The organism is Amycolatopsis roodepoortensis (assembly GCF_024628825.1).
Classification (GTDB): Bacteria; Actinomycetota; Actinomycetes; order Mycobacteriales; family Pseudonocardiaceae; genus Amycolatopsis; species Amycolatopsis roodepoortensis.
Map to the genome: position 1 here is coordinate 2,085,561 of NZ_CP102415.1, position 26,214 is coordinate 2,111,774.

At 69.2% G+C, this 26,214-nt stretch carries 26 protein-coding genes; 11 read left to right on the forward strand and 15 right to left on the reverse strand.

Annotated features, from left to right (window positions below):
- Window positions 1–88 precede the first annotated feature (88 nt).
- Window positions 89–331, reverse strand: coding sequence for a DUF3039 domain-containing protein (locus tag NQK81_RS09555; RefSeq protein ID WP_007033595.1), 243 nt, complete (start codon window positions 329–331; stop codon window positions 89–91).
- A 58-nt stretch (window positions 332–389) separates the two neighbouring features.
- On the opposite strand from NQK81_RS09555, the gene NQK81_RS09560 reads away from it, so the two are divergent.
- The 4 genes from NQK81_RS09560 to NQK81_RS09575 are packed head-to-tail and all read left to right on the forward strand — an operon-like array spanning window position 390 to window position 3,636.
- Window positions 390–1,196, forward strand: a complete 807-nt coding sequence (locus NQK81_RS09560; RefSeq protein ID WP_126731486.1) for a sporulation protein — start codon at window positions 390–392, stop codon at window positions 1,194–1,196.
- Window positions 1,196–1,840: an HD domain-containing protein gene (locus tag NQK81_RS09565; protein WP_126731484.1), complete on the forward strand. Its 645-nt coding sequence runs from the start codon at window positions 1,196–1,198 to the stop codon at window positions 1,838–1,840. Before NQK81_RS09560 ends, NQK81_RS09565 begins: the two co-directional genes overlap by 1 nt.
- A 9-nt stretch (window positions 1,841–1,849) precedes the next feature.
- Window positions 1,850–2,767, forward strand: coding sequence for a pseudouridine-5'-phosphate glycosidase (locus NQK81_RS09570; protein ID WP_257487908.1), 918 nt, complete (start codon window positions 1,850–1,852; stop codon window positions 2,765–2,767).
- Window positions 2,764–3,636 carry a carbohydrate kinase family protein gene (locus NQK81_RS09575; RefSeq protein ID WP_257487909.1) on the forward strand — a complete coding sequence of 291 codons (873 nt, stop codon included), beginning with the start codon at window positions 2,764–2,766 and terminating at the stop codon, window positions 3,634–3,636. The genes NQK81_RS09570 and NQK81_RS09575 overlap by 4 nt, the downstream gene beginning before the upstream one ends.
- Before the next feature lie 239 nt (window positions 3,637–3,875).
- On the opposite strand, the gene NQK81_RS09580 is transcribed toward NQK81_RS09575, so the two are convergent.
- Window positions 3,876–4,229 (reverse strand): DUF3099 domain-containing protein, encoded by a 354-nt coding sequence (locus NQK81_RS09580; protein ID WP_126731478.1) that lies wholly within the window; start codon window positions 4,227–4,229, stop codon window positions 3,876–3,878.
- A 17-nt stretch (window positions 4,230–4,246) separates the two neighbouring features.
- Window positions 4,247–5,512: an amidohydrolase gene (locus NQK81_RS09585; RefSeq protein WP_257487910.1), complete on the reverse strand. Its 1,266-nt coding sequence runs from the start codon at window positions 5,510–5,512 to the stop codon at window positions 4,247–4,249.
- Between the two features lie 27 nt (window positions 5,513–5,539).
- On the opposite strand from NQK81_RS09585, the gene NQK81_RS09590 reads away from it, so the two are divergent.
- The 4 genes from NQK81_RS09590 to NQK81_RS09605 all read left to right on the forward strand — a co-directional run bounded on the left by NQK81_RS09590 (window position 5,540) and on the right by NQK81_RS09605 (window position 10,790).
- Window positions 5,540–7,036, forward strand: coding sequence for a DUF7782 domain-containing protein (locus NQK81_RS09590; protein WP_257487911.1), 1,497 nt, complete (start codon window positions 5,540–5,542; stop codon window positions 7,034–7,036).
- On the forward strand, window positions 7,036–7,461 hold the full coding sequence (gene dtd, locus NQK81_RS09595) for a D-aminoacyl-tRNA deacylase (protein ID WP_257487912.1): 426 nt from the start codon (window positions 7,036–7,038) through the stop codon (window positions 7,459–7,461). Before NQK81_RS09590 ends, dtd begins: the two co-directional genes overlap by 1 nt.
- 246 nt (window positions 7,462–7,707) lie before the next feature.
- Window positions 7,708–8,739, forward strand: a complete 1,032-nt coding sequence (locus NQK81_RS09600; RefSeq protein ID WP_126731471.1) for a sigma-70 family RNA polymerase sigma factor — start codon at window positions 7,708–7,710, stop codon at window positions 8,737–8,739.
- 392 nt (window positions 8,740–9,131) lie between these two features.
- On the forward strand, window positions 9,132–10,790 hold the full coding sequence (locus NQK81_RS09605; protein WP_257487913.1) for a fumarate hydratase: 1,659 nt from the start codon (window positions 9,132–9,134) through the stop codon (window positions 10,788–10,790).
- 82 nt (window positions 10,791–10,872) lie between these two features.
- Here NQK81_RS09605 and NQK81_RS09610 read toward each other — a convergent pair whose 3' ends face one another.
- The 9 genes from NQK81_RS09610 to NQK81_RS09650 form a co-directional block, all read right to left on the reverse strand.
- Window positions 10,873–11,283, reverse strand: coding sequence for a hypothetical protein (locus NQK81_RS09610; protein ID WP_126731467.1), 411 nt, complete (start codon window positions 11,281–11,283; stop codon window positions 10,873–10,875).
- A gap of 167 nt (window positions 11,284–11,450) precedes the next feature.
- Window positions 11,451–11,918, reverse strand: coding sequence for a hypothetical protein (locus tag NQK81_RS09615; protein WP_257487914.1), 468 nt, complete (start codon window positions 11,916–11,918; stop codon window positions 11,451–11,453).
- 36 nt (window positions 11,919–11,954) lie between these two features.
- Entirely contained in the window at window positions 11,955–12,752 is a 798-nt protein-coding gene (locus tag NQK81_RS09620) for an ABC transporter permease (protein WP_257487915.1), read from the reverse strand.
- Complete coding sequence (locus NQK81_RS09625; RefSeq protein WP_257487916.1) at window positions 12,730–13,587, reverse strand: 2-aminoethylphosphonate ABC transporter permease subunit; 858 nt, start codon at window positions 13,585–13,587, stop codon at window positions 12,730–12,732. The genes NQK81_RS09620 and NQK81_RS09625 overlap by 23 nt, the downstream gene beginning before the upstream one ends.
- Window positions 13,584–14,645 (reverse strand): ABC transporter ATP-binding protein, encoded by a 1,062-nt coding sequence (locus tag NQK81_RS09630; RefSeq protein WP_257487917.1) that lies wholly within the window; start codon window positions 14,643–14,645, stop codon window positions 13,584–13,586. Before NQK81_RS09630 ends, NQK81_RS09625 begins: the two co-directional genes overlap by 4 nt.
- A complete protein-coding gene (locus tag NQK81_RS09635) occupies window positions 14,642–15,661 on the reverse strand; it encodes a 2-aminoethylphosphonate ABC transporter substrate-binding protein (protein WP_257487918.1) in 1,020 nt (339 codons plus the stop codon). Before NQK81_RS09635 ends, NQK81_RS09630 begins: the two co-directional genes overlap by 4 nt.
- Before the next feature lie 4 nt (window positions 15,662–15,665).
- On the reverse strand, window positions 15,666–16,352 hold the full coding sequence (locus tag NQK81_RS09640; RefSeq protein ID WP_257489727.1) for a phosphonatase-like hydrolase: 687 nt from the start codon (window positions 16,350–16,352) through the stop codon (window positions 15,666–15,668).
- The gene (locus NQK81_RS09645; protein ID WP_257487919.1) at window positions 16,346–17,458 is read right to left on the reverse strand and encodes a TIGR03364 family FAD-dependent oxidoreductase; all 1,113 of its coding nucleotides are present in this window, start codon (window positions 17,456–17,458) and stop codon (window positions 16,346–16,348) included. Before NQK81_RS09645 ends, NQK81_RS09640 begins: the two co-directional genes overlap by 7 nt.
- Window positions 17,459–17,640: 182 nt before the next feature.
- A complete protein-coding gene (locus NQK81_RS09650; RefSeq protein ID WP_126731455.1) occupies window positions 17,641–18,417 on the reverse strand; it encodes a GntR family transcriptional regulator in 777 nt (258 codons plus the stop codon).
- A 327-nt stretch (window positions 18,418–18,744) separates the two neighbouring features.
- On the opposite strand from NQK81_RS09650, the gene NQK81_RS09655 reads away from it, so the two are divergent.
- On the forward strand, window positions 18,745–19,551 hold the full coding sequence (locus tag NQK81_RS09655) for a S1 family peptidase (protein ID WP_257487920.1): 807 nt from the start codon (window positions 18,745–18,747) through the stop codon (window positions 19,549–19,551).
- Between the two features lie 194 nt (window positions 19,552–19,745).
- Here NQK81_RS09655 and NQK81_RS09660 read toward each other — a convergent pair whose 3' ends face one another.
- Both NQK81_RS09660 and NQK81_RS09665 read right to left on the reverse strand, forming a co-directional pair.
- A complete protein-coding gene (locus tag NQK81_RS09660; RefSeq protein WP_125675340.1) occupies window positions 19,746–20,852 on the reverse strand; it encodes an NAD(P)H-dependent flavin oxidoreductase in 1,107 nt (368 codons plus the stop codon).
- Between the two features lie 184 nt (window positions 20,853–21,036).
- A complete protein-coding gene (locus tag NQK81_RS09665; RefSeq protein ID WP_185927005.1) occupies window positions 21,037–22,653 on the reverse strand; it encodes an acyl-CoA synthetase in 1,617 nt (538 codons plus the stop codon).
- A 58-nt stretch (window positions 22,654–22,711) separates the two neighbouring features.
- Here NQK81_RS09665 and NQK81_RS09670 point away from each other — a divergent pair, with 58 nt between their 5' ends.
- Window positions 22,712–23,500 carry a crotonase/enoyl-CoA hydratase family protein gene (locus NQK81_RS09670; protein ID WP_257487921.1) on the forward strand — a complete coding sequence of 263 codons (789 nt, stop codon included), beginning with the start codon at window positions 22,712–22,714 and terminating at the stop codon, window positions 23,498–23,500.
- A gap of 70 nt (window positions 23,501–23,570) precedes the next feature.
- Here NQK81_RS09670 and NQK81_RS09675 read toward each other — a convergent pair whose 3' ends face one another.
- The gene (locus tag NQK81_RS09675) at window positions 23,571–25,130 is read right to left on the reverse strand and encodes an acyl-CoA synthetase (RefSeq protein WP_257487922.1); all 1,560 of its coding nucleotides are present in this window, start codon (window positions 25,128–25,130) and stop codon (window positions 23,571–23,573) included.
- Window positions 25,131–25,183: 53 nt separating this feature from the next.
- Between NQK81_RS09675 and NQK81_RS09680 the strand changes: the two genes are divergently transcribed.
- A complete protein-coding gene (locus NQK81_RS09680; RefSeq protein ID WP_371878861.1) occupies window positions 25,184–26,212 on the forward strand; it encodes a Zn-ribbon domain-containing OB-fold protein in 1,029 nt (342 codons plus the stop codon).
- Window positions 26,213–26,214 lie beyond the last annotated feature (2 nt).

A 26,214-nucleotide genomic window follows, 5' to 3' on the forward strand; every position in this document is an offset into this window, starting at 1 on the left:
CGTACTGATTACCAGCGAAGACCGGGACGGGCAGCCGCCATGTGAAGGATTTTCAGATTTTGTCCGGTTTCGGACACCGGACGGACACTCAGTCGCCCGGCTTGAGGCCGTCGTAGATCTTCTTGCAGTCCGGGCAGACCGGCGAACCGGGCTTCGCCGACTTCGTCACCGGGAAGACCTCACCGCACAGCGCCACCACGTGCGTGCCCATGACCGCGCTTTCGGCGATCTTGTTCTTGCGCACGTAGTGGAACATCTTCGGCGAATCGTCGTCGGTGCCGTCGGTGCCCTCGGGACGGGTATCCGGCTTCGGAAGGGTCTGTGTACTCACCCCTCCATTGTGCCCCAAATCCTCCTGCGCACACCGACGACCTGGCAGGATCTCGCCCATGTTCCAGAAGGTGCTCGCGACATTCGGCTCGGGCGGGGCGAAGATCGACGCCCGGTTGCTCGACCGCACGATCTCCCCCGGCCGCCCGTTGCGCGGCGAGGTCCTGCTGCTCGGCGGCGAAGTCGATCAAGAGATCAACGGCCTCTCGGTGAAGCTGCTCGCCAGGGTCACCCTCCCGGACGAACGACGCCCCGGCGTCGAAGACCTCGAATTCGGCACCCAGCAGCTGGCGGGCAACGAGCGGATCGGACCGGGACAGCAGGTCCGCCTCCCGTTCGAGGTGGCCCTTCCCTGGGAGACGCCGATCTCCAGCGTCTTCGGCAAACCGCTGAACGGGATGGCCGTCGGCCTGCAGACCTGCCTGGACATCGCGAACTCCGTGACCGACCCGGTCGACGTCGACGCCGCCGCGATCGAGCCGCTGCCGGCGCAGAAACGGATCCTGGACGCCTTCAGCCGGATCGGGTTCGTCTTCCGCGAGGCCGTACTGGAACGCGGCCGGATCAACGGCGCCGTCCAGCAGCTCCCGTTCTTCCAGGAGATCCGCTTCACCCCTTCGCCGCGGTTCGCCCCCGTGTTCACCTCGGTGGCGGTGACCTTCCTGTCCTCGCCGTCGGAAACCCAGGTCGTGCTGGAGGTGACCAAACGTGTCCGGGTGTCCAAGAGCGGCGGGTTCGGCGGCCGCGGCCAGGAGTTCCTCGGCCTGTTCAAGGTCGACCACGCCGCGCTGGAGCGGGTCAAGTGGGAGCCGCAGCTCGAAGGCTGGCTGCACGAGGTGGCCAAGGCGCGCGGGATCTTCGACTGATGGAGTGGCCCACCGCGATCACCCGGCTCGGCGGCGATCACCAACTCGCCGCCGTCGCGTGGGACGACCTCCAGACCCGTTACGCCGAACCGCATCGCCGCTACCACGATCTCCGGCATGTCACGGCGGTCGCCCACGACAGCGGTGACCTCGCCGTCGCCTTCGGCCTGGGCTCCCGCGAACGCGCCCTCGTCGCCGTCGCGGCGTGGACGCACGACGTCGTCTACGACGCCCGTCCCGGCGAGGACGAACGGGCGAGCGCTGCCTGGACGCGCGACGAACTCACCAACGCCGGCGTCCCCGAGACGGATGTCGAGCGTGCCCAAGAGCTGGTCCTGAGCACGATCCACCACGCCGCCCCGGACGACGACCTGCTCGCCACGGCGCTGCTCGACGCCGACCTCGCCATCCTCGGTGCGCCGCCGGAGCGCTACGAGGAGTACGCGAGCGGTGTCCGGGAGGAGTACTCGATCTATTCGGACGAGGACTGGCGGGCAGGACGCGTGGCCGTACTGGAGAACCTGCTGGCCAGGCCGCGGCTCTACCGCAGTGACATCGCGCGGGCACGCTGGGAGAGCAAGGCACGCGCGAACCTCGCGAACGAACTGACCCGATGGCGTGACGCCGATCCACATCACCGATGATGTTCGTTCGTGACTCCGCAACTGTCCCTTCACGAAGAGGTCGCCTCCGCCCTCGCCGCCGGTGACCCCGTCGTCGCGCTGGAGAGCACCATCCTCTCCCACGGTCTCCCGCCCGGCCGCAATCTCGACGTCGCCCGGCGGCTGGAGAAGGTCGTGCGCGACGGCGGCGCCGTCCCCGCGACCATCGCCGTCCTCGACGGCGTCCCTTTGATCGGCCTCACCGGCGAGCAACTGGAACGCGTCTGCGCGCCCGGTGCGGAGCTGGACAAGCTCTCCCTGCGCGACATCGGTCCGGCCGTCGGCCTCGGCCGGTCCGGGGCGACGACGGTCGCGAGCACCGCGGCGCTGGCCGCCGCGGCCGGGATCGGCATGTTCGCCACCGGCGGGCTGGGCGGCGTGCACCAGGGAGCGGCGCAGAGCTGGGACGTGTCGGCGGATCTCGGCGTGCTCGCGAAGGTGCCGACCACGGTCGTCTGCTCCGGGGTGAAGTCGGTGCTCGACATCGCCGCGACCCTCGAAGTGCTGGAGACCAACTCGGTGCCGGTGCTGGGATACCGCACCGGCGAGTTCCCCGCGTTCTACCTCCGCTCGTCCGGTTTCGAGGTGCCGTGGCGGGTCGACGACTCCGCGCAGGCCGCCTCGGTCATCGCCGCCCACCAGGCACACGCGGATTCCGGTGTCCTGCTGGCGAATCCGATCCCGGAAGCGTCCGAAATGGACAAGGAACTGCACGACCGGCTGCTCGCCGAAGGGCTGGAGCTCCTCAAGTCGCGCGGCGTGCACGGCAAGGACGTCACGCCGGTGCTGCTGGAGCACTTCCACACCGCCAGCGAAGGCGTGAGCCTGGACGCGAACGAGGCGCTGGTGCTGTCCAACGCGGAACTGGCCGCTTCGGTCGCCGTCGCGCTCGCCGGGACCGCCGCATGAGCGGCATCGTCGTCGTCGGCGACGTCGGTCTCGACGTGGTCGCGCGGCACGAAGGCCCCATCCCGCACGGCGGCGACATCCGCGCGAAGGTCCACTTCACCAGCGGCGGCGCGGGCGCGAACACCGCGCTGTGGCTGCGGGCCGAGGGCACGGAGACCACGCTGGTCGCGCGGATCGGCGACGACTCCGGCGGCCGCATGGTGAAGAGCGAACTGGAGGCGGCGGGCGTCCGCTGCGAGTTCGCGGTGGACCCCGAGGAACCGACGTTCTGCGTCGTCGTGCTCGTCGACGGCGCCGGTGAGCGGAGCATGCTCGCCGACCGCGCCGCCAACGCGAAGTTCAGCCCCGAGGACGTCACCGAGGCGGCGCTGCGCGGGGCGAGCCACCTGCACCTCTCGGGGTACGTCCTGCTGTACCCGTCGTCGCGGCCGGCGGCGCTCGCGGCCCTGGCGGCGGCGAAGAAGGCCGGGCTGACGACGTCGGTCGACCCGCAGGCGGCGACGCTGATCACCGATCCCGCGGCCTTCCTCGACGACGTGCGCGGCGTCGACCTGCTGATGCCGAACACCAGCGAGCTGGTCGCGCTGACCGGGTCGAGCGATCCCGAGGCGGCGAAGGAACTGCTGGACTACGTCGGCGAGGTCGTGGTCACCGCCGGTCTCGACGGCGCCAGCTGGGTCGACGCGAGCGGCACCATCACCTCGGTGCCGTCGCAGCCCGCGGAATGCGTCGACTCCACCGGCGCCGGGGACGCGTTCGACGCCGGAGTGCTCGCGGCGTGGCTGCGCGGCGAGTCCACCGCGGAGGTGCTTCGGGCCGGGACGCGGCTGGGTGCCCAGGCGGTTTCGAAGGTCGGGCCGCAGCCGTAGTCCCACCCCTCGTGAGTGGTGAGGACGGTTCTAACCGTCCTCACCACTCACGAGGCCAGAGCCATTCGGTACCGGGGTTCTGCTGGGTGCTGGGCTTGGCCGGACCCAGAACCGTCCTGGTGAGCATGTCGCGAAAGCCACTTTCGAGACGTCTGATGTCCCGAAAGTGGCTTTCGCGACACCCCGCTCCAGACCCCCTCGGCCAGAACCGTCCTCACCACTCACGAGGGCGAAACGGGTCAGCCGCCGTCGATGACGCGGTGACCAGAGCTCTCGATCCGCGTGGGTTCGGCCTGGTACCGATTGACCTTCTCGCTCTTGCGCGGCGGCCGGTCGTTGGCGATCAGGACGGCGACCCAGGGCAGCGGGATCGAGATCGCGATCAGGGCCAGCGCCAGCCACCAGGTCTCGTAGAAGATCCCGGCGAGGATGAGGCACGGGATGCGGAACGACATCATGATGATGTACTTCCGCTTCCGCTTGGCCAGCTGGTCTTCGTAGGACGGGGCGGCTTCGGTGATCAGCACCGGAGCGGGTTCCCTCGGTTCGGGACCGTGGGCGGGCGCGTTCACAGCACCACCTCCGGCTTCCATGCTCCCACTCGCCGGGCTCATCCGACACCCGGGTGGGTGAGCCGGTGCAGAGCCGCGACCACGAGCGTCTCGACACCCGCCGAAAGTGTCGGGTGCGGGATCGGCGCGAAGAGCGGCGAATGGTTCGACGGGATGTCCTGTTCGAAGCGCCCGGCGGTCATCGCGGCGATCACCTTGCCTTCGTCCATGCCGCCGACCAGCCAGAACACCGAGGGGACGCCGGCCGCGCGGCCGAACTCGCTGAAATCCTCACTGCCGGTGACCAGCGGCGCGGGCATCACCCGGCCCTCGCCGAAGTGGTCACGGAAGGCGGCGGTGAGCCCCTCCGTGGCCGCGTCGTCGTTCTCCGTGACCGGGAACGCGCCGATCCGCTCGATCTCCGGCGGTTTCGGCGCGCCCGCGGTGGCCGCCTCGCCCTGGACGATCCGCTCGACCGCCGCGACGACCTTCTCCCGCACGGCCTGGTCGAACGACCGGATGTTGACCTCGAGGACGGCGTGGTCGGCGATGATGTTGTGCGCGGTGCCGACGTGCAGCGACCCGACGGTCACCACCGCCGACTCGGTCGCCGAGATCTCCCGCGACACGATGGTCTGGAGCTTGAGCACCACGGACGCGGCGAGCACCGCCGGATCCACCGTGGTCTCGGGACGCGAGCCGTGCCCGCCGCGGCCGTGCAGGGTGATGCGGAGCGCGTCGGTGGCCGCCATGATCACGCCCGGCCGGGTCAGCACCCACCCCGCCGGACCGGGTACGACGTGCTGGCCGAGCACGACGTCGGGTTTGCCGGCGGGCCCGAAGACCCCGTCGCGGACCATGCCGGCCGCGCCGTCTCCCGCTTCCTCCCCCGGCTGGAAGACGACCATCAGCGTGCCGGACCAGTGCTCGCGGCCGGCCGCGAGCAGCGAGGCGGCGCCGGATAGCCAGGTGGCGTGCATGTCGTGGCCGCAAGCGTGCATCACCGGGACTTCGCGGCCCTCGGCGTCGACTCCGCGCGCGGTGCTCGCGTACGGCAGCCCGGTCTTCTCCTCGACCGGCAGCGCGTCGATGTCGGCGCGCAGCATCACCTTCGGGCCGGGGCCGTTGCGCAGCACGCCCAGCACGCCGGTGCGCCCGATACCGGTGTGCACTTCGTAGCCGTCGGCCTCCAGACGCCGCGCCAGCTCGGCGGCGGTACGGGTTTCGGCGAACGACAGCTCCGGATGCCGGTGGAGGTCGGTGTACAGGTCTTCCAATCCGGGCAGCGCCGCCTGCAGCGGTGCCAGGACACTCTCGAGGCTCACGACCCAATCCTGGCAGTATTACCCACCGTGAGCACACGAGCGGCCCTCCCCGACCTGTCCGACGACGTCTGCGCGAGGCTGCGGGACGCCTTCCGCCGGACGGGGTACGACGCCGACGGCGTGGTCGGCGCCCTCGGTTCCGCGCACGGCGCCCTCGGCCGCGGCGAACCGGAACTCGCCCACCGCGCGACCCGCGACGCGGGTGAACTCGGCACGCTGATCCGGCTGTTCCTGCTGGGATCCACCGAACCGGAGAAGGACGTCGAGGCCGCTTTCGCGCCACTGTCCCTCGATGACGCGGTCACCGCGACGCTGCTCGTGCCGGCCGCCGACGGCTACCGGGCCGGTCTCGACGTCCGCCCGCACGGCGACGACGAAGGCTCGTGGTGGGTCGTCTCCGACCTCGACGCCGACGTCCTGGGCACGACCGTGCCCGAAGACCACGTGCTCGGCGTCGGGCACGCCTCGCTCAGCCTGATCCGGGCGACCAGCCGCCGTGAGGTCGGCAGCCTGCTCGACGTCGGCACCGGCAACGGCGTCCAGGCATTGCACGCCACCCGGCACGCGAAGAAGGTCACCGCGACCGACGTCTCGGCCCGCGCGCTCGCGCTGGCCGCGGCGACGTTCCGGCTCAACGAACTGGACGTCGAGCTCGTCCGGGGCGAATGGTTCGCCCCGGTCGCGCGGCGCCGGTTCGACCAGATCGTGTGCAACCCGCCGTTCGTGGTCGGCCCGCCGCGGGTCGACTACACCTACCGCGACTCCGGTCTCGCGGGTGACGACGCCAGCGCGCTCGTGGTGCGGCAGCTGCCCGGCTTCCTCAACGACGGCGGCACCGGCCAGCTCCTGGCGTCCTGGCTGCACGTGAAGGGCGAGGACTGGGGCGATCGGGTGACCCGCTGGCTGCCCGCCGAGACCGACGCGTGGTTCGTCCAGCGGGACATCGCGGATCCGGGGCTGTATGTCGGCACGTGGCTGCGCGACGCGGGCATCGACCCCCGGTCCCCGGAAGGCCGCGCGAAATCCGGAGCGTGGCTCGACTGGTTCGACGAAAACGACGTCCAGGGCATCGGGTTCGGCTTCGTCACGCTCCGGCGGGCGGACGGCGCGACCCCGACGATCGTGTGCGAAGACCTGCGCCAGGCCTACGACGACCCGCTGGGCGCCGAGGCCTCGAACTGGCTGGACCGGGTGGAATGGCTTCGCGCCAACGGTGATTCGCTCCTCGATGTCCGTTTCCGGGTGCCGGAAACCGTGCTCTTGGAAAGCGTCGCCGAGCCGGGCGAGGAGGGCTGGTCCACCACCGTCCAGCGGCTGCACCGCACGGACGGTCCCGGGTGGTCGCATGAAGTGGACGAACTCGCGACGCGGCTGCTCGCGGGCTGCCAGGGCGCGCTTCCCATGGAGGACCTGATCGTGCTCCTGGCGGCCGCTCAGGGCCTCGAACCGGAGGAACTGGCCGAAGCCGCGCTGCCCGTCGTCCGGGAGCTGGTCCGGCACGGCATGCTCCTCCCCGCCGTCTGATGCGGGCGGTGGTGGCGAGGGTCACGGAAGCGAGCGTGACCGTCGGCGACGAGGTGACCGGTGCCATCGACGAGCCGGGTTTGCTGGTGCTGCTCGGAATCCACGCCGACGACGACGGGTCCAAGGTGCCGACGATGGCACGCAAACTGCACGAAGCTCGCATACTTCGCGACGAGGAGTCCTGCGCCACCACCGGCGCTCCCCTGCTCGTCGTAAGCCAGTTCACTCTTTACGGCGACACCCGCAAAGGCCGCCGTCCGTCCTGGACGGCGGCCGCCCGGCCGGAGGTCGCCGAACCCCTCGTGACGGCCGTCGTCGACGCGTTGCGCGAACGCGGCGCGCGGGTCGAAACCGGCCGGTTCGGGGCCATGATGGCGGTCCGGAGCGTGAACGACGGTCCGTTCACCCTCCTCATAGAGGTCTAGACCACGTTTCTTTCTCCCCGGCACGGGCATTCTCAGGAAAAGCTCAGGGTTGGTGGAGCAACGCCCCAGGTCAGCCGCCCGTCTCCTCTGTAGCGGCCGGGAACGTTTTCGGACCTCCCGGCGTTGAGCCAAGTGTCCAGCCAAGCTGGGCCGAGGAGGAGTAGCCGGTTTTCCACAGGGCCTGCTACACCGAGACGGACCCGGCGGACGACCGCAGCACGTTCAGCCCGTGACCGGGGAGGCAGAATGTCAGTCCAGACTCTCGAACGCGAAGCGCGCGGGATTCGCGAGCGCCGTATCCCGGCGCAATCCACCCAGGAGCCGGTGAGCACGGGGGCGCTCACCGACGCCGACCTCGACGCCCAGAGCCCGGCCGCGGACCTCGTTCGCGTGTACCTCAACGGAATCGGCAAGACGGCGCTGCTGTCCGCCGCCGACGAGGTCGAGCTGGCCAAGCGCATCGAAGCGGGCGTGTTCGCCCAGCACATGCTCGACACGGCCGAGGGTCTCACGCCGAAGCGGCGTTCGGAGATGTCCGCCTTGGTGCGTGACGGCCACATCGCGAAGAACCACCTGCTGGAGGCCAACCTCCGCCTCGTGGTCTCGCTCGCGAAGCGCTACACCGGCCGGGGGATGCCGCTGCTCGACCTGATCCAGGAGGGGAACCTGGGTCTGATCCGCGCGGTGGAGAAGTTCGACTACTCCAAGGGGTTCAAGTTCTCGACGTACGCCACCTGGTGGATCCGCCAGGCCATCACCAGGGGGATGGCCGACCAGGGACGCACCATCCGGCTGCCGGTCCACCTGGTGGAACAGGTGAACAAGCTGGCCCGCATCAAGCGCGACCTGCACCAGCAGCTCGGCCGGGACGCCACCCACGAGGAGCTGGCCGCCGAATCGGGTATCCCGGCGCACAAGATCTCCGACCTGCTCGACCACTCGCGTGACCCGGTGAGCCTCGACATGCCGGTCGGCACCGAGGAGGACGCCCCGCTCGGTGACTTCATCGAGGACTCCGAGGCGACCGACGCCGAGAGCGCCGTGATCTCCGGTCTGCTCCAGGACGACCTGCGCCGCGTGCTCGCGACGCTGGACGACCGCGAGTCCCAGGTGATCCGCCTGCGCTACGGCCTCGACGACGGCCAGCCGCGCACGCTCGACCAGATCGGCAAGCACTTCGGGCTGTCCCGTGAGCGCGTTCGGCAGATCGAGCGAGAGGTCATGTCGAAGCTGCGTCAGGGTGAGCGGGCGGACCGCCTGCGCGCCTACGCTTCGTAATGCGATTGAGCCGTTTCGGCTCGAAAAAGCAACACCCGTTCGGCAGCGTTGACTTATGACCTGCGTCACGAGACCGTCGAGCAGGTAATAAGTCTTCGCGGTCGGGTGTTCGCACCCGGATCGCTTTCCCCGGGAGGTCGGGTCCGTCGGGGTGGGCCCGGCCTCCCGAACTCTTTGTCCGGCGCGACGACAAATTGCAGCACGGGAATTGCACTCGGTCCCGTGGGTCGTGAGTGGCGTTTCGGGTTAGAACCCGAAACGCCACTCACGACCCACGCGCGCCGGCACCCACCGCCAGTGGCCCCGGTTACTTCCGCCGTGGCCTCTCCGGGCCGGGCCCCGGGCTTGGGTACCGTGGGCGGGTTCCCGATGCCGGCAAAGGAGCCCGCGCAGTGGCGCCCACCACGTTCCAGTACACCGAAGTCCTTCCCCTCGCCAAGGACACCCGCACCGAGTACCGGCTGATCGGCACCGAAGGTGTCGAGGTCGTCGAAGCCGCGGGCCGGAAGTTCCTCAAGGTCGAGCCCGAGGCGCTGACCAGGCTCGCCAAAACCGCGATCACCGACATCCAGCATCTGTTGCGCACGTCACACCTCGCGCAGCTGCGCGCGATCGTCGACGACCCCGAGGCCAGCGGCAACGACCGGTTCGTCGCGATGGACCTGCTGCGCAACGCGGCGATCTCCGCCGGCGGCGTCCTCCCGATGTGCCAGGACACCGGCACCGCGATCGTGATCGGCAAACGCGGCGAGGGCGTGCTCACCGGCGCCGACGACGAGCGCGCGCTGTCCCGCGGTATTTTCGACGCCTATCAGGAGTTGAATCTGCGCTATTCGCAGATGGCGCCGGTGAATTTCTGGGACGAGCGCAATACGGGCACCAACTTGCCCGCGCAGATCGAGCTCTATCATAAAGATGGAGCCGGCGACCCGAGCTACGAATTCCTGTTCATGGCCAAGGGCGGCGGCAGCGCGAACAAGACGTTCCTCTATCAGGAAACGAAAGCCGTCCTGAACCCGAAGCGGCTCGCGAAGTTCCTCGACGAGAAGCTGCGCAGCCTCGGCACCGCGGCCTGCCCGCCGTACCACCTCGCGATCGTCGTCGGCGGCACGTCGGCGGAGTTCAACCTGAAGGTCGCGAAGCTCGCTTCCGCCCGCTATCTCGACGACCTGCCCACCGAAGGTTCCGAGCTGGGCCACGGTTTCCGCGACGTGGACCTCGAACAGCAGGTGCTGGAGATGACGCGCCAGTTCGGCATCGGCGCGCAGTTCGGCGGCAAGTACTTCTGCCACGACGTCCGGGTGATCCGCCTGCCGCGCCACGGCGCGTCCTGCCCGGTCGGTGTCGCCGTCTCGTGTTCGGCCGACCGCCAGGCGAAGGCGAAGATCACCGCCGACGGCGTCTTCCTGGAGCAGCTGGAACGCGACCCGGCGCAATTCCTGCCGGACGTCACCGAGGACGACCTGTCCGACGAGGTGGTGACCGTCGACCTCAACCGGCCGATGGCCGAGATCCGCGCGCAGCTCTCGCAGCTGCCGGTGAAGACCCGCCTGTCGCTGACCGGTCCGCTCGTCGTCGCCCGCGACATCGCGCACGCGAAGATCGCCGAGCGGCTCGACGCGGGCGAAGAGATGCCTCAGTACCTTCGCGACCACCCCGTGTACTACGCGGGCCCGGCGAAGACGCCCGAGGGTTACGCGTCGGGCTCCTTCGGCCCGACCACCGCGGGCCGTATGGACTCCTACGTCGAGCAGTTCCAGGCCGCGGGCGGTTCGCTGGTGATGCTGGCGAAGGGGAACCGGTCCAAGAAGGTGACCGCCGCGTGCAATGAGCACGGCGGGTTCTACCTCGGCTCGATCGGCGGCCCGGCCGCGCGGCTCGCGCAGGACTGCATCAAGAAGGTCGACGTCCTCGAGTACGCCGAGCTGGGGATGGAAGCGGTCTGGAAGATCGAGGTCGAGGACTTCCCCGCGTTCATCGTCATCGACGACAAGGGCAACGACTTCTTCGAGGCCACTTCGGAACCGGTGCTGCAGATCAGCTTCCGCTGAGACGTCCGTGAAGGCCTCCTTCACTACCTTCAGGGTAGGCAAGGAGGCCTTCACGGAATTCGCGGCATAGCGCCCGCGAGCGTTATCGCATCTGCTTCAGGACCACGGTCCGCTCGCCCAGCGGCGCCGACAGCGTCACCGAGATCACCGGATGCCGGATGTCCATCGTGCACATCTGTCCGGTCTGGCCCTTCAGTTCGGTCAGGTTGACGGTGACCCTGGTCCCATCCTGCTGCGCGGCCTCCGCCGTCGCGTGCCCGCAGCCGCCTTCCTGGCCGCGGACGTTCAGGACCGTCCCGCCGTTGCTGGTGTACACCTCACGCGGATAGTCCGCGGGCAGTGCCGACGCGTCGAGCTGCTTGTCCGGCAGCTTGGTGCTGCCTTCCGGAACCTCCTGGCGAGGCGCGCCCGGCACACCCGGCTGACTCCCCGGCTTGCTGCTCGGCGCGGGCACAGGCGAGGAGGACGGCGGCGCGGACGGCGACGGCGGCACGGTACTCAGGGTGCCGCTCCCGGGTCCGGCCGCGGGCTCCGCTGCCTGGTTCTGCGCCCCGCAAGCGGATACCGCAACGACGATCAGGCCAAGGCCGATGACATTCGTTAAGTACCTCATGTGACTGGGACGGAACGAAGCCGCCGCGGGGTTGCATCCCGGACCGTTCACAAAACGACGGTCCGGGTGCCGAGTGGCTCGGCGAGTTTCACCGGCAGGACGGCGTAGCGGATCACCTGCGGGCACATCTGTCCCGGCTTCCCGTGGTCGATGGTCACGGCGACCACGACCCGCTGCGCGTTCTCTTCGGCGAGGTTCGCCCTCGCCTCGTCGCAGCCGCTCAGTTCGAGGTGCACGTTCAGGCCGCCGTTCTCGGCGCTGACCTGTGCGGGCAGCTGGGTTTCGACCTGGGACGGCGGCAGCATCTTGTCCGAGGGCGGCGGGCCGACGGTCGGACGCGACATCGGTGGTTTCGCTCCCGGTGGGCTCGCCGGGAGCGAGGTGGGCAGATCCGAAGGTGTGGTGACGACCGGAGGGGTACTCGTGTCCGCCGGTGCTCCGGGGCCGCCCGCCCCGCAGGCCGCCGTCGCGGCGAGCACGAGCCCCGCGCCCAGCGTCTTCGCTGCGTTCATCATGGTTCCAGGACGGAATGAAGCTCACCGAGGGTTGCATCAACGCTGCGCCGCGCGGCCGCGGACCAGACCGAGGATCACCACCCCGGCGAGGGTGACGGCCAGCAGCAGCACCGTGCTCGCCGACGCCAGGAACACCTGTCCCCGGTCCGTGAGCGCGAAAATGCTCGCGGGCAGCGTGCGCCAGTCCGGTGGGTACAACATCATCGTCGCGCCCAGTTCGCCCATCGACATCGCCAGCGCGAGACTCGCCGACGCCGAGATCGACGGCAGCAGGACCGGCAGCCGCACCCGCAGCAGCACCCGGACCGGCGAAGCGCCGAGACTCGCCCCCGCCTGCGCCAGCAGCGGGTCCATCCGCGCGATCGCGGCGGAAACCGTGCTGTAGGAGAACGGCAGCAGGATCATCACGTGGCCCAGCAGGACGATCCAGCGCGTGCCGTTGAAGGCGAGCGGCGGGCGGCTGAACGCGACCAGCAGCGCGAGCCCCAGCACCACCGACGGCACGGCGATCGGCAGGTGGAACAGGGTGTCGACGGCCTTCCGCAGCTTGGACGGCGCGGACTGCGCGGCGAGCGCGGCCCACGTCCCCAGCAGCACCGACACCAGCGACGCGATGACCCCGGTCTGGATGCTCACCGAAAGACTCGCGAACGTCTCCCCGGACAGCGCCTGCGCGAAATGCGAGCCGGTGAGCGCGCCCGGCAGCAGTCCCGTCCAGTTCCCGGCGACCGACGCCAGCAGGATCATCAGCAGCGGTGCCAGCACGATCGCGGTGAACAGCACCGCGAACACCGCCCACAGCAGGACGCGGCTACGCCTGGTCCACAGCAGCACGACGGCCTCCCTTCGTCAGTCGCCGGTAGGTTCCGTACAGGGCGAGGGAGAACACGACGTTGACCACCGCGATGACACACGCCTGCGGGAAGTCGAAGGTGACGATTCCCTTGCCGTAGACCAGCATCGGCAGCGTCGTGACGTCCTTGGCGCCGAGGAACAGCACGATGCCGAACTCGTTCATCGCCAGCAGCATGGTCAGGCAGGCACCGGAAGCCAGTGACGGCAAGGCTTCCGGGAGGATCACCTGGCGCAGCACGCGGCCGGGTTTCGCGCCGAGACTGGCCGCGACCTCCATCTGCGCCGACGAGACCTGGCCGAACGCGGCGAGCGCCGGCCGCATCACGAACGGCGTGTAGAAGGTGATCTCCGCCAGCAGGATCCCGAACGGCGAGTACAGGAACCCGCCCGCGCCCAGGATCCCGGCGCTGCCGTAGATGAAGGTGAACGCGAGCGCGATGAGGAACGACGGGAACGCGAGCACGGTGTCCACCAGCCGCGAAAGCGTCCGCGCGCCGGGGAACGGCACGAACGCGATCACCAGCGCGAGGAACGTCCCCAGCACCACACAACCCGCGGTGGCGCCGAGCGCGAGCGCGACGGTCTTCCAGGCGGCGTCCCGGAATTCCGCCGAGCCCAAGACCTCCAGCCACACCGAAAAGCCGAACTCGCCGGTCTTCGATTCCAGGGACTGGAGGACGACCAGCACGAGCGGGTAGCCGAAGAAGCCGAGCAGGACGAGCACCGGCGGCAGCAGGAACCAACCACGTCCTGGCTGTTTCTCCCGCCGCCGCGCCGATGCCGTCGCCGTGGTGGCGAGCGCGAGGCCGGTCATCCGACGCCCACCAGCGGGCAACCGTCCGGAATGGACACTCCGACCCGTTCCCCCACCCTCGGAAGCCCTTCGATGTCCGGCACTTCGGCCCGGACCTCGTCCCCGTTGTGCGCGAGTTCGAGGTCGAGCCGGAAGCCCGTGCCCCACCACTGGACCCCACGCAGGACCGCGGGCAGCGCGCCGGGGGCGTCCGCCTCGGTGATCCCGACCCGGTGCGGCCGGACGCCGAGCGCGACGGGCTGCCCCGCCCGGAAGGTCCCGGACGGATCGGCCGCCAGCTCGCGGTCACCGAGCCGGACCCTGGTCCCGTCGGCCTGGATCAGTTCGACCGGGATGAGGTTGGACGCGCCGAGGAAGCTCGCGGTGAACTCCGTGGAGGGTCGCTGGTACAGCTCGCGGCTCGGGCCGAGTTCGACCAGCTTCGAGTCGCGCATGACGGCGATCCGGTCGGCCAGCGCCAGTGCCTCGCCCTGGTCGTGGGTGACGTAGATCAGCGTGGTGTCGGGGAGTTCGGCCCGCAGCCGCAGGAGTTCCGCGACCATGTCCTCGCGCAGGGCGGCGTCCAAAGCGGACAGTGGTTCGTCGAGCAGCAGCACCCGTGGCCGGATCGCCAGTGCCCGCGCGAGCGCGACGCGCTGTTGCTGCCCGCCCGAAAGCTCACGCGGGTAACGACGGGCGTACTCGCCCATCCCGACCAGCTCCAGCGCTTCGGCGACCCGGCTCGCCGTCTCGGCCCGAGGCGTTTTCCGTGCCTTGAGGCCGAAAGCGACGTTCGCCTCGACGCGCATGTGCGGGAACAGCGCGTAGCTCTGCACGACGACGCCGAGGCCGCGGCGATGCGGCGGGAGCTCGGTGACGTCCTCGCCGTCGAGAAGGACCCGGCCGGTGCTCGGCACGACGAAACCCGCGAGCGCCTTCAAGGCCGTCGACTTGCCGGAGCCGGACGGTCCGAGCATCGCCAGCGTCTCCCCTCTCGCCACGGTGAGATCCAGTGGCGAGAGGGCGGTCGTCTGGCCGAAGCGGACGGAGACCCCGCGGAATTCGACCGCCGGGGTCATCGGCCCACGGCCTTCTTGTACGCGGCGAGGTCGGCGTCGAGCTTCGCGAGGACGGCGTTCCAGTCGGGCTGCCAGATCTCGACGCCGTCGAGGGCGGCCTTCACCTTGTCCGCCCGCGGGCCGGACGACGTGACGTCGGTCCGCGACGGGGCACCGAAGGCGTCGACGACCTTGCCCTGCACTTCGGGCGAGAGCAGGAAGTCCAGGAACTTCTTGGCGTTCTCGGCGTGCGGCGCGTTGTTCACCAGGCCCGCGTAGTACGGGAGCGCGAAGGTGGAGCGTTTGCCCTGCGCGTCGGCCGGGAAGAAGACCTCGAAACCACCGCTCTTCTCGATCGCGGCCAGGTTCATCTGGACATCGCCGTTGGCCACCAGGATCTCGGCCTTGGCCACCTTCGGCTGCAGCTTGCCGGTGGAGGACGACGGGCCGACGTTGTTGGCTTCGAGCTTCGCGAGGTAGTCGAGTGCGCCCTGCTCGCCGAGGACGTGCTGGAGCTGCAGCAGGACCGCTGTGCCGTCGCCCGCCTCGCCGGGGGTCGAGTACTGGAGCTTGCCCTTGAGCGACGGGGACAGGAGGTCGTCCCAGGTCTTGGGCGAGACCTGCGGGTTGCGGATGAAGCTGAGGTAGTTGTTCATGATCGCGAAGTAGCGGCCCTGGCCGTCCTTCTGGCCGGCGGCGACCTGGTCGATCCCGGCGGGCGCCGTGGCGGCGAGCAGGCCCTGCGACGCGGCCCGCTGGATGAACGGCGGGAGCGTGACCAGGATGTCGGCCTGGGTGTTGGCTTTCTCCTTCTCCACCCGGGAGGCGACCTCACCCGATCCGGCGGTAACGGCCTGGACGGTGATCCCGGTCTTGGCCTTGAACTCCTCGAAGCGCTGGGCGTACCAGTCTTCGAGACCGTCCACTGTGTACAGCGTGACGGTCTGGTCGCCCGCCGCTCCGCCTGCGGTTCCGCCGCAGGCGGCCAGGGTCAGGGCGAGCAGCCCGGCGAGGGCGGTGGCCGCGAGTTTCTTCATGTCGTCAAAGCTCCTTGGGGGACAGCAGGGCGGGGAGGTCGCGGACGGATTCGAGGACGTGGGTGGCGCCGGCGGCTTCGAACTCCGGCTTCTTCGCCGATCCGGTGAGCACGCCGGCGACGATCGAGGCGCCGGACCGCAGCCCGGTCTGGACGTCCGAAGCGGTGTCACCGGCGACGGCGATCCCGCGGACGTCGGTGATTTCGAGCCGCAGGGCGGCGGCGAGGACGAGGTCGGGGTACGGGCGGCCGCGCACTCCCTCGCCCGGCGCCAGCACGGCGTCGGCGAGGCCGTGCCAGCCCAGCGCGTCCAGGATCGCGTTCTGCGTGGCGGGGGCGAAGCCGGTGGTGAGCGCGACCTTCATGCCTTGGGCGCGCAGTTCCTGGATCGTCTGCTCGGCACCGGGGATCGGCTCGCAGTGGCCGTCGGCGACGAGTTTCTCGTAGGCGTCCTGGAAGGCGGTGTTCGCGCGCTGGGCGCGTTCCTCGTCTCCGTCGAGCAGGGCGCGGAAGACGACGATCTTGGACTGCCCCATCGTTTCGACGACGTAGTCGAGCATTCCGGGGAAACGGCTGTCCTCTTCGGACACTCCGGCGGCGGCGATCGCGGCGGTGAAGGCGCGGATCACCAGGCCGTCGTCGGCGACGGTGGTGCCTGCCATGTCCAGGACGACGAGTTCGGTGTTCACCAGGAGAGCTCCTCTGCGGTGTCTTCGGCGATGGCGGGGGAACAGGTCATCCCCCGGCCACCCGGTCCGGTGACGAGCCACGCGTTGTCCGCGACGCGGGCGCGGTGCACGATCCGGGTGGGGTCGGTGGTCTGGGCGTAGACCCCGGCCCAGCGGCGGGCGATGCGCGGGAGCGGCCGCCCGAGCAGCGCGCCGGCGACCTCGGCCAGATGGTCGTACGGGTCTTCGGTGGTGTCGAACGAGAACGGCTCGTCGTATTCGTGGGTGTCGCCGATGGTCAGCGAGCCGTCGAGACGCTGGACCATGAGCAGCTGCATCTTGTGGGCCGCGGCGATGTCACCCTGCGGCTGCCCGGCGTTGAGGCCGTCGAGCGCGTCGCCGCGGTACGCCGGGTAGTAGCGGAAGCTGTCCGCGTCGGCGACGGTGGTGGTGAGGGTTTCCCCGAGCGGCTCGGTCTGGGCCATCTGCAGCCGCACGCGGCGGACCGGGGTCGCTCCGGCGAGCTCCTTGACCAGTCCACCGGTCCAGGCGCCGGTGCACAGCACCACGACGTCGCCCTCGTGGGTCTCACCCGTGTCGTCGACGACGCCGCGCTCGGTCAGGTCGCGGATCTCGCAGCCGGGCACCCAGGTGTAGCGGCCGGATTTCGCCAGTTCGGCGCGCAGGGCGGGCTGGGCGACGCGCGGCTCGACGGCGGCGTCGCGGTCGCACCAGAGCGCGCCGAGGTAGTCGCCGCGCAAGGCCGGGTTCAGCTCGCGGACCTCGGCGGCGTCGAGCAGCTTGAAGCCGCGGTCCTCCGTGCTCGCGGCCGCGGCCTCGGCGACGGCGAGTTCGGCGTCCGTGCGGACGACGGTGAGTGAGCCGTTCGGCCGGAAGCCGATCCCTTCGACGCGTTCGCCGATGCGCTCCCACAGCACTCGCGCCCGGGCGGCCGTCTCCAGTTCGGGGCCACTGGCGCGGCCACCGACCCAGACCAGGCCGAAGTTGCGCACCGACGCACCCCTGGCCTCGGGTTCCCGTTCGATCTGGACGACGTCGTGGCCGCGTTCGACGGCCTGCCAGGCGTGCTGAGTGCCGAGCACTCCGCCGCCGATGATGAGGATTCGCACACCGCAGACGCTCGCCTGCGCGCACCAACGCTCCGTGACCCCCGCCCTAACCGCAGGTGAAGTGCCACCGAAATGTGGACCAGACCTGTTATCTTCGCGTTACATTACGCCGCGTTTCGTCCTCTCGATGCGGTCGTTGAAAGTACAAATACCGCGTTCAGAGGACCGAATGCGGGCGGCGGCTACTCCACTCGGCCCAGTCGGGTCTCGAAGGAGAGCCGGTCGCCGCGGAACAGCGAGCGGACGCGCTCGAACGGGACACCGTCGGGCCCCCACGACGTCCGGTGCATCAGCAGCATCGGCAGCGCCGGGTTCGTCCCGATCAGCAACGCCTCCCGTGGCGTGGCGAGTACGGTCTCGACCCGCTCCTCGGCACCGTCGAAGACGACCCCGAGCCGTTCCCGCAAACAGGCGTAGAGCGACTGTGTGGGATCGAACACATCCATCAGCGTCGGGAATCGCGCGGCGGTGAGATAGGTCGATTCCAGCCCGACCCGCTCGTCGTCGGCGAGCAGCACCCGTTCGATGTGGATGACGTCGTCTTCGGGATCGATTTCCAGTTCCGAAGCCAGCGACGGACCCGCTTCCCGGCGTTCCAAAGAGATCAGATTCCGGCCCGGCTGAATGCCCTGCCTCCTGAGTCCTTCGGTGTAACTCACCAAAGCGAGCGGCTGGACGAGCTTGGGCCCCGCGACGTACGTGCCGCTCCCCTGCCGCCTGCTCAGCCGCCCTTCGAGCACGAGTTCACCGACGGCCTGGCGCACCGTCGCGCGGGAAACCTCGAATCGTTCGGACAGTTCCCTTTCGGTGGGAAGTACCGCTCCTTGCCCTAATTCGGAGATCACCTCGAGCAGATCGACTTTGACCGCGTAATAGCGGGGAATGCGGCCGTGCTCGGGAATTCCGTCCCGGACCGGCCCGTCGGCGGGTGGATGTAGTCTTGGCGAACGCGCTTTCACGATCCAGATCCTAGGCCCGTTCCCCCATGCCTGTACTGACCCGAACGAAGTGTTCATGCCACGCTCACACTCGTGGCCGAAAAGGGCACCTTCGGCGGCCGTTCAGCCTTCCGGCGGTTCCGGCGCCCGCCCGTCCAGGAGTAACGGCGTTGGGCGCTCCGGTCTACGCCATTCGTCGGCGACCGGGGCCGGACGTCCGTTAATCACCACCATCGGCCGAAAGATCCGAAGAAAGTTGGTTGTCCCGGCGTATGCCCACCTGCTGTAGTCAGTTGGCCGCAGTCAGTCTCCCTGCCTCCACTGTGGACAGCCGGAAGGAATGAACCCTTGGACATCAAGCGTCGGTTCAGCCTGCTCAAAAAGACCCTGATCGCCGTCGCGGCGGCCGGAACCCTGGCGGGTCTCGCCACGGCTCCGCAAGCCGCGGCCGCCGAGCCGCCGTCGACCGACGTGGTCGGTGGCACGCGCGCCGCACAGGGCGAATTTCCTTGGATGGTAAGGCTTTCCATGGGCTGCGGTGGTGCGCTCTACACCCCGCAGATCGTGCTGACGGCCGCGCACTGCGTGTCGCGGACCGGGGCCAACACGGGGATCACCGCCACCCTCGGCGTCGTGGACCTGCAGAGCACGGCGGCCAAGAAGGTCAAGTCGACCTACGTGTACCGGTCGCCGACCTACCCCACCTCCACCGGCGGTGACTGGGCCCTGATCAAGCTCGCCAGCCCGGTCAGCGGCATCCCGACCCTGCCGATCGCCACCACCACGGCCAACAACAGCGGCACGTTCACCGTCGCCGGCTGGGGCGCCGCGACCGAGGGCGGGGCGCAGCAGCGCTACCTGCTCAAGGCCAACGTGCCCTTCGTCTCCGACTCGACCTGCAAGGCCCAGGGCGGCAGCTACGCCGACCTGATCGACAGCGCCGAGATCTGCGCGGGCAACATCAACTCCGGCGGCGTCGACACCTGCCAGGGTGACTCGGGCGGCCCGATGTTCCGTCGCGACAGCGCCGGCGCCTGGATCCAGGTCGGCATCACCAGCTGGGGCGAGGGGTGCGCGCGGGCGCACGCTCCCGGCGTCTACACCGAGGTGAGCACCTTCGCGACCGCGATCAAGAACGCGGCCGCCGGTCTCTAAGTCCCACCGCACGGCATGCCCTGAAGGTCCCCTTCACCACAACGGTGTGGTGGAGGGGGCCTTCTCGTTTTCCTGGGCCTGCCACTGTGTCGCGAAAGCCACTTTCGGGACGCCTGATGTCCCGAAAGTGGCTTTCGCGACACGGGCTCGGCCGCTGTGGCTCAGCCTCACCTGCGTAGTGGTGAAGGCCAACTTCAGCGGGTCTTGTCCAAACGCGACAGTGTCTCTTCATACCCTGACACGAGTTCCGCGATCACGTCGGCGACTGGGCGCACCCGGTCCATCCGCCCGACGATCTGCCCCACCGGCATCGAGACCACGCTCGGGTCCGCCGCGTGATGGATCCGGTTGTGCGCATGGGAGACCAACAGGTTCTGCAGCGGCATCGGCAGCGGTTCGGGCGCGTCGGGCGCGGCCCACGCCTCGGTCCACCGCGTCTTGAGCAGCCGCGCCGGTTTGCCGGTGTAGATCCGCGTCCGGACGGTGTCGGACGAACCCGCCGCGACCAGCGCGCGCTGCATCGCCTCCGACTCCCCCATGGTCTGGAGGTACTCCTCGGTGGCGAGCCAGAAGGAACCCATCCACACCCCGGACGCGCCGAGCGCGAGCGCCGCCGCGACCTGCCTGCCCGAGCCGATCCCGCCGGCGGCGAGCACCGGCACGCGGTCACCGACGGCGTCCACCACTTCGGGCAGCAGGACCATCGACGCGATCTCGCCGGTGTGCCCGCCCGCCTCGTAGCCTTGCGCCACAACGATGTCGACGCCGTTGTCGACGTGCCGCACGGCGTGTTCGGCCTTGCCGGCCAAGGCCGCGACCGGCACGCCCTTCGCGTGACACTGCTCGATGACGTCAACCGGCGGTGATCCCAAGGCGTTGGCGATCAACCGGATGGGGTGTTTCAGCGCGACCTCGACATGCGACCGGGCGACCGAATGCAGCCAGCCCAGCACTCCCGCGCGTTCGTCGGTGTCGTCCGGTAGCGGCGGCACCGCGAGGTCGCGCAGTGTCCGCTCCACGAAGTCGCGATGCCCCTGCGGGATGTGTTTCGCGAGATCGATCGACGTCCCTTCAGCCGGGATCTTGGCGGGCATCACGATGTCGACGCCGTAGGGCTTTCCGCCGGTGTTCTCGTCCATCCAGGACAGGACGGCGTCGAGTTCGGCGGCGTCGTTGAACCGCACGCAGCCCAGCACGCCGAGACCACCCGCCCGGCTGATCGCCGCCGCGACGTGCTCGGAGGGGGTGAACCCGACGATCGGCAGGTCGATCCCGAGCCGGTCGCACAGAGACGTCCGCATGAAACTCCTTACGTGCCGGTTGGTGAACCCGCGTCCGCGATCGACGTCGGCAGGACGCCGACCGTCTTCGGCCTCACCAATGCGGAGAGGGCGTCCTGCCACCGCGATAGCGGGGCCTGCGGCCGGGCGGGTTCACGCGTTTGGTCGCTTTCCAGGTGACTCTTCAGCTCCGCCGACAGGCTGCTCACGCCGGTTGAATCGTGATGGGCTCGTGTTCGGCGGCGTACCGCTGCGCCCACGGGTAGTCCGGTTTCCCGCTGGGCGACCGCCCGATCTCCTCGGCGAGCCAGAGACTGCGCGGCACCTTGTACCCGGCGATCTCGGTCCGCACGTGTGCTTCGAGCGCGGCGACGTCGAGCTCCTTGCCGGCACGCGGCTGGATCACCGCGGCCACCCGCTGGCCGAGCCGGTCGTCGGGGATGCCGATGACGAGCGCGTCGAAGACGTCCGGATGCGATTTGAGCGCGCCCTCGACCTCCTCCGGGTACACCTTCTCGCCGCCGGTGTTCACACACTGTGACCCCCGGCCTAGCAGAGTCACCGTGAGGTCTTCTTCGTAGCGCGCGTAGTCACCCGGGACGACGTACCGCTTGCCGTCGACCTCGACGAAGATCTTCTCGGTCTTCGCGGGATCCTTGTAGTACCCGAGCGGGACGTGCCCGCGCCGGGCGATCAGGCCGATCGCGCCCGGTTTCGGCTCGACTAGCGCGCCGTCGTCGTCCACCAGGATCGCGTCCTTGCCGAAGTTGACCCGGGGACCGGCGGAATGATCGCTGTCCTTGCTGACCATGCCGATCCCGGTGAACCCGCTTTCGGACGAACCGATCGCGTCGGTGATCACCACGTGCGGGAGCAACGACAGGAATTCCTGCTTCACCGATTGGGAGAAGAGGGCGGCGTGACTCGACACCGCCACGATCGACGACGCGTCGTAGTCGCCCTCGCGGTAGGCGTCGATCAGCGGCCGCGCCATCGCGTCGCCGACGATGGTGAGCACCTGGACCTTGTTGTCCTGCACGGCTTTCCAGACTTCGTGCGCGTCGAACCGCGGGACGAACACGACCGGGCTGCCGGTGAACAGCGCGCCGAACGCGGCCCACTGCGCGGCGCCGTGGATCAGCGGCGCCGCCGGGAGCCGGACCAGGCTGCCCGACTTGCCCTGTTCGGCGAGTGTCCATTCGTCCGGGACGTACTCGCCGGTGACGAAGTTGATCCCGCCGCCGAGCGCGCGCCAGATGTCCTCATGGCGCCACAGGACGCCCTTCGGGTACCCGGTGGTGCCGCCGGTGTAGAGGATGTAGATGTCGTCGGCGCTGCGCTCGGCGAAGTCCCGCTCGGGCGAGCCTTCGGCGAGCGCGGCTTCGTAGTCCACGCCGCCGTAGGACGAGTAGTCGCCGTCGCTTCCGTCGTCGACAACGACAACGTGTTTCAGTTTCGGCGTTTCCGGCAGGACGGCGGCGACCTTGTCCGAATACTGGCGCTCGTGGACCAGTGCCACGAGGTCGGCGTTGTCGAACAGGTACCGCAGTTCGCCGTGGACGTAGCGGTAGTTGACGTTGACCGCGATCGCGCGCAGCTTGTACGCGGCGATCATCGATTCCAGGGCCTCGATCGAGTTCCGGGAATAGACACCGATGTGGGATCCGGGTCCCACGCCGTGTGCGGCGAGATGGTGCGCCAGCCGGTTGGCGCGCTCTTCCAGTTCGGCGAAGGTGACCCGCCGATCGCCGCAGACGACCGCGATGCGCTCCGGCACGGCGTCGACGGCGTGCTCGAGTAGATCCGCGATGTTGAGTGCCACTTCCTCAAAGTAGAACATGTTATCGTTCTGGGCAATGGCCGCTCTATGGGAGGTTCAGGTGAGCGAACCGCACGCGCTGGTGGAAAAGATCGAACACACCCTCGTCGTCACGATGAACCGGCCGGAGGCCCGCAACGCGCTCAGCGGCGAGATGCTCGGGATCATGGTCGAGGCATGGAACCGGGTCGACGCGGACGACGACATCCGGTGCTGCGTGCTCACCGGCGCGGGCGGCGCGTTCTGCGCGGGCGCAGATCTGAAGTCGATGTCGAAGAACTCACCGTCCGACTCGTTCGAGAAGGGCACGTTCGACCCCAGCAGGATCGAGGGCCTGCTCAAGGGACGGCGGCTGACGAAGCCGTTGATCGCGGCCGTCGAAGGCGCCGCGATCGCCGGCGGGACGGAAATCCTGCAGGGTACGGACATCAGGGTCGCGGGCGAGAGCGCGAAATTCGGGGTGTCCGAGGCCCGGTGGAGTCTGTTCCCGATGGGCGGTTCGGCCGTCCGGCTCCCCCGCCAGATCCCGTACACCGTCGCCGCCGACCTCCTGCTGACCGGACGGCACATCAAGGCGGCCGAGGCACTGGAGATCGGACTGATCGGCCACGTCGTCCCGGACGGGCAAGCGCTGGACAAGGCGCTCGAACTCGCGAGTCTCATCTCCGCGAACGGCCCGCTCGCGGTCCGCGCGATCCTCAAGACCATGCGGGACACCGAGGGCATGCACGAGGAAGAGGCGTTCAAGCTCGATGCCCAGTACGGCATCGAGGTCTTCGCGAGCGAAGACGCGAAGGAAGGTCCCCGCGCCTTCGCCGAAAAGCGCAAGCCCGTCTTCCGGGGCCGCTGACCCCCCGCGTTTCGTCCTCTGGATGCGGTAGTTCGTGGAGTGAACTACCGCATCCAGAGGACTAAATGCGTCAGGGGACGCGGTGGCCTTCCCAGTAGGGGTCGCGGAGCTTCCGCTTGTAGAGCTTCCCGTTCGGGTCGCGCGGGAGTTCGGGCAAGTAGTCGACGGAACGCGGGAGCTTGAACTTCGCCAGCCGCGACGCCGCGTACTCGAGGATCTCCGCGGTCAGCTCCTCGGAGGGCTCGACGCCGTCCGCGGGCTCGACGACGGCCTTGATCGCCTCGCCCCAGTCCTCGTGGGGGACACCGAACACCGCGACGTCGGCGATCTTCGGGTGCATCACCAGTTCGCCCTCGATCTCCGCCGGGTAGATGTTGACCCCGCCCGAGATGATCAGGTCCGCCTTGCGGTCGTGCAGGAAGAGATAACCGTCCTCGTCGAGGTGCCCGACGTCGCCGAGGGTGAACAGGTCCCCGACCCGCGCCTTGTCGGTCTTGGCCCGGTCCTTGTGGTACTCGAACTTCGAGTCGCCCATCTTCATGTACACCGTGCCGGTCTCGCCGGCGGGCAGTTCCGTGCCCTCTTCGTCGAGGATCTTGATCGTCGAACCCGGCCACGGCAGCCCGACCGAACCGGGTTTCCTGAGCCACTCCTCCCCCGAGATCGCCGTCCCGCCGCCCTCGGTGGCCGCGTAGTACTCGGTGACGACCGGGCCCCACCAGTCGAGCATCCGGCGTTTGACCTCCAGCGGGCACGGCGCGGCACCGTGGATCATCACGCGCAGCGAACTCAGGTCGTAGGCCGCGCGGACGTCGTCCGGCAACGCGAGCAGACGGCGGAACTGCGTCGGGACCATATGGCTGTGCGTGACGCGGTGCCGCTCGATCAGCCGCAGCATGTCCTCGGCGTCCCAGCGGTCCATCAGCACCGCGGTATGCCCCAGCTGCAGGGAGATCGCGACGAAGTTCAGCACCGCCGTGTGATAGAGCGGCGACCCGCACAGATGCACGTGGCCGTCGTGCGGCGCCAGCCCGAAGATCCCGAAGAACCACGTCGACGCGGCCGGCACGGAATCGGGGTCGGCGCCGGTCAGCGGCCGCCGGACGCCTTTGGGCCGCCCCGTGGTGCCGGACGTGTAGAGCATCGGCGAGCCCGCCGTACGCCGCTCCGGACGGCCGTCGCCCTCGCCGGAGCCGAGCTCTTCGATCCGGCGGAAGCCTTCGACGTCGCCGACGGCGAACCGCGCGCGTTCCGGGATCCCGGCCTCGTCCGCGGCGGCGATCGCGACGTCGGCGAAGCGTTCGTGCGCGAGGAAGGCCTTGGCACCACTGTCGGACAGGATGTAGGCGACCTCCGGGCCGACCAGATGCCAGTTGACCACCACGATGTACAGGCCGGACTGGATGGCGGCGAAATAGGCCGCGACGAGCTCGTCGCCGTTGGGTTGCAGGACGACGACCACGTCACCGGCTTCGAGCCCGAGGGCTTGCAGCCCCCGCGCGTACGCGTTCGCTTTCGCGGCGAGCTCTCCGTAGCCGATCGAGCGGCCGTCCGGATCGACGAGTGCGACCCGCTCCGGCTCCTGTGCGGCGATGTTCCAGACCCCAAGTGTCCCGGTGGCAGTCGACATACTCGCAAATCTAGAACGCGTTCCACTCAAGAGCAACCGTCAGCAAGGCCCAGATGGGCAGTCTTGCCGGAAAATCGAGAACGTGTTTCACTCAGGATGTGAGCGCACCTGAACTCCCGCTGTCGGCCCCGCTCAACGTGGGCTTCGACTACACGCGTTCGGTCGGCCCGGTACTCGGCCGGTTCGTCGACGCCCTGCGCGAGCGCCGAGTCGAAGGCGTCCGGGGCAGCGACGGCCGCGTCCACGTGCCACCGCTGGAATACGATCCCGTGACCGCCGAAGCGCTGTCCGACTTCGTACCGGTGGCGTCCGAGGGCGAGATCGTCTCCTGGTCCTGGATCGCCGAACCCGTCGACGGCCAGCCGTTGTCGCGGCCGTTCGCGTGGGCGCTGATCCGGCTCGACGGCGCCGACACCCCGATGCTGCACGCCGTCGACGCCGGTTCCCCCTCGAATGTCCACACCGGACAACGGGTCCGGATCCGCTGGGCGGACGAGACCGTCGGGCACATCCGCGACATCGCTTACTTCGTTCCCGCCGACGGGCCCGACACCGAAACCACCGAGGCGCCTCCCCCGGTCGCGAAACGGGAGGAGGGTGCGCCGGTCAGCGTCGTGATCACGCCGATCCACCTGCGCTATCAGCATTCCGCGTCGCCGGAGGAGAGCCGGTACCTGCGCGGGCTCGCCGAGGGAAAGCTGATCGGCCAGCGCTGCCCGTCCTGCGAAAAGGTCTACATCCCGCCGCGCGGCGCCTGTCCGACCGACGGCGTCCCGACCACCGACGAGGTCGAACTGCCCGACACCGGCATCGTCACGACGTTCTGCATCGTGAACGTGCCGTTCCTCGGCCAGAAGATCAAACCGCCGTACGTGGCCGCGTACATCCTGCTCGACGGCGCGGACATCGCGTTCCTGCACCTGGTCCTCGGCTGCGACGCCGCCGACGTCCGGATGGGCATGCGGGTCCGGGCCGTGTGGAAGCCACGGGACGAATGGTGGACTTCGCTGGAGAACATCGGCCACTTCGAGCCGACCGGCGAGCCCGACGCACCGTACGAATCCTTCGCCCACCATCTGTGAGG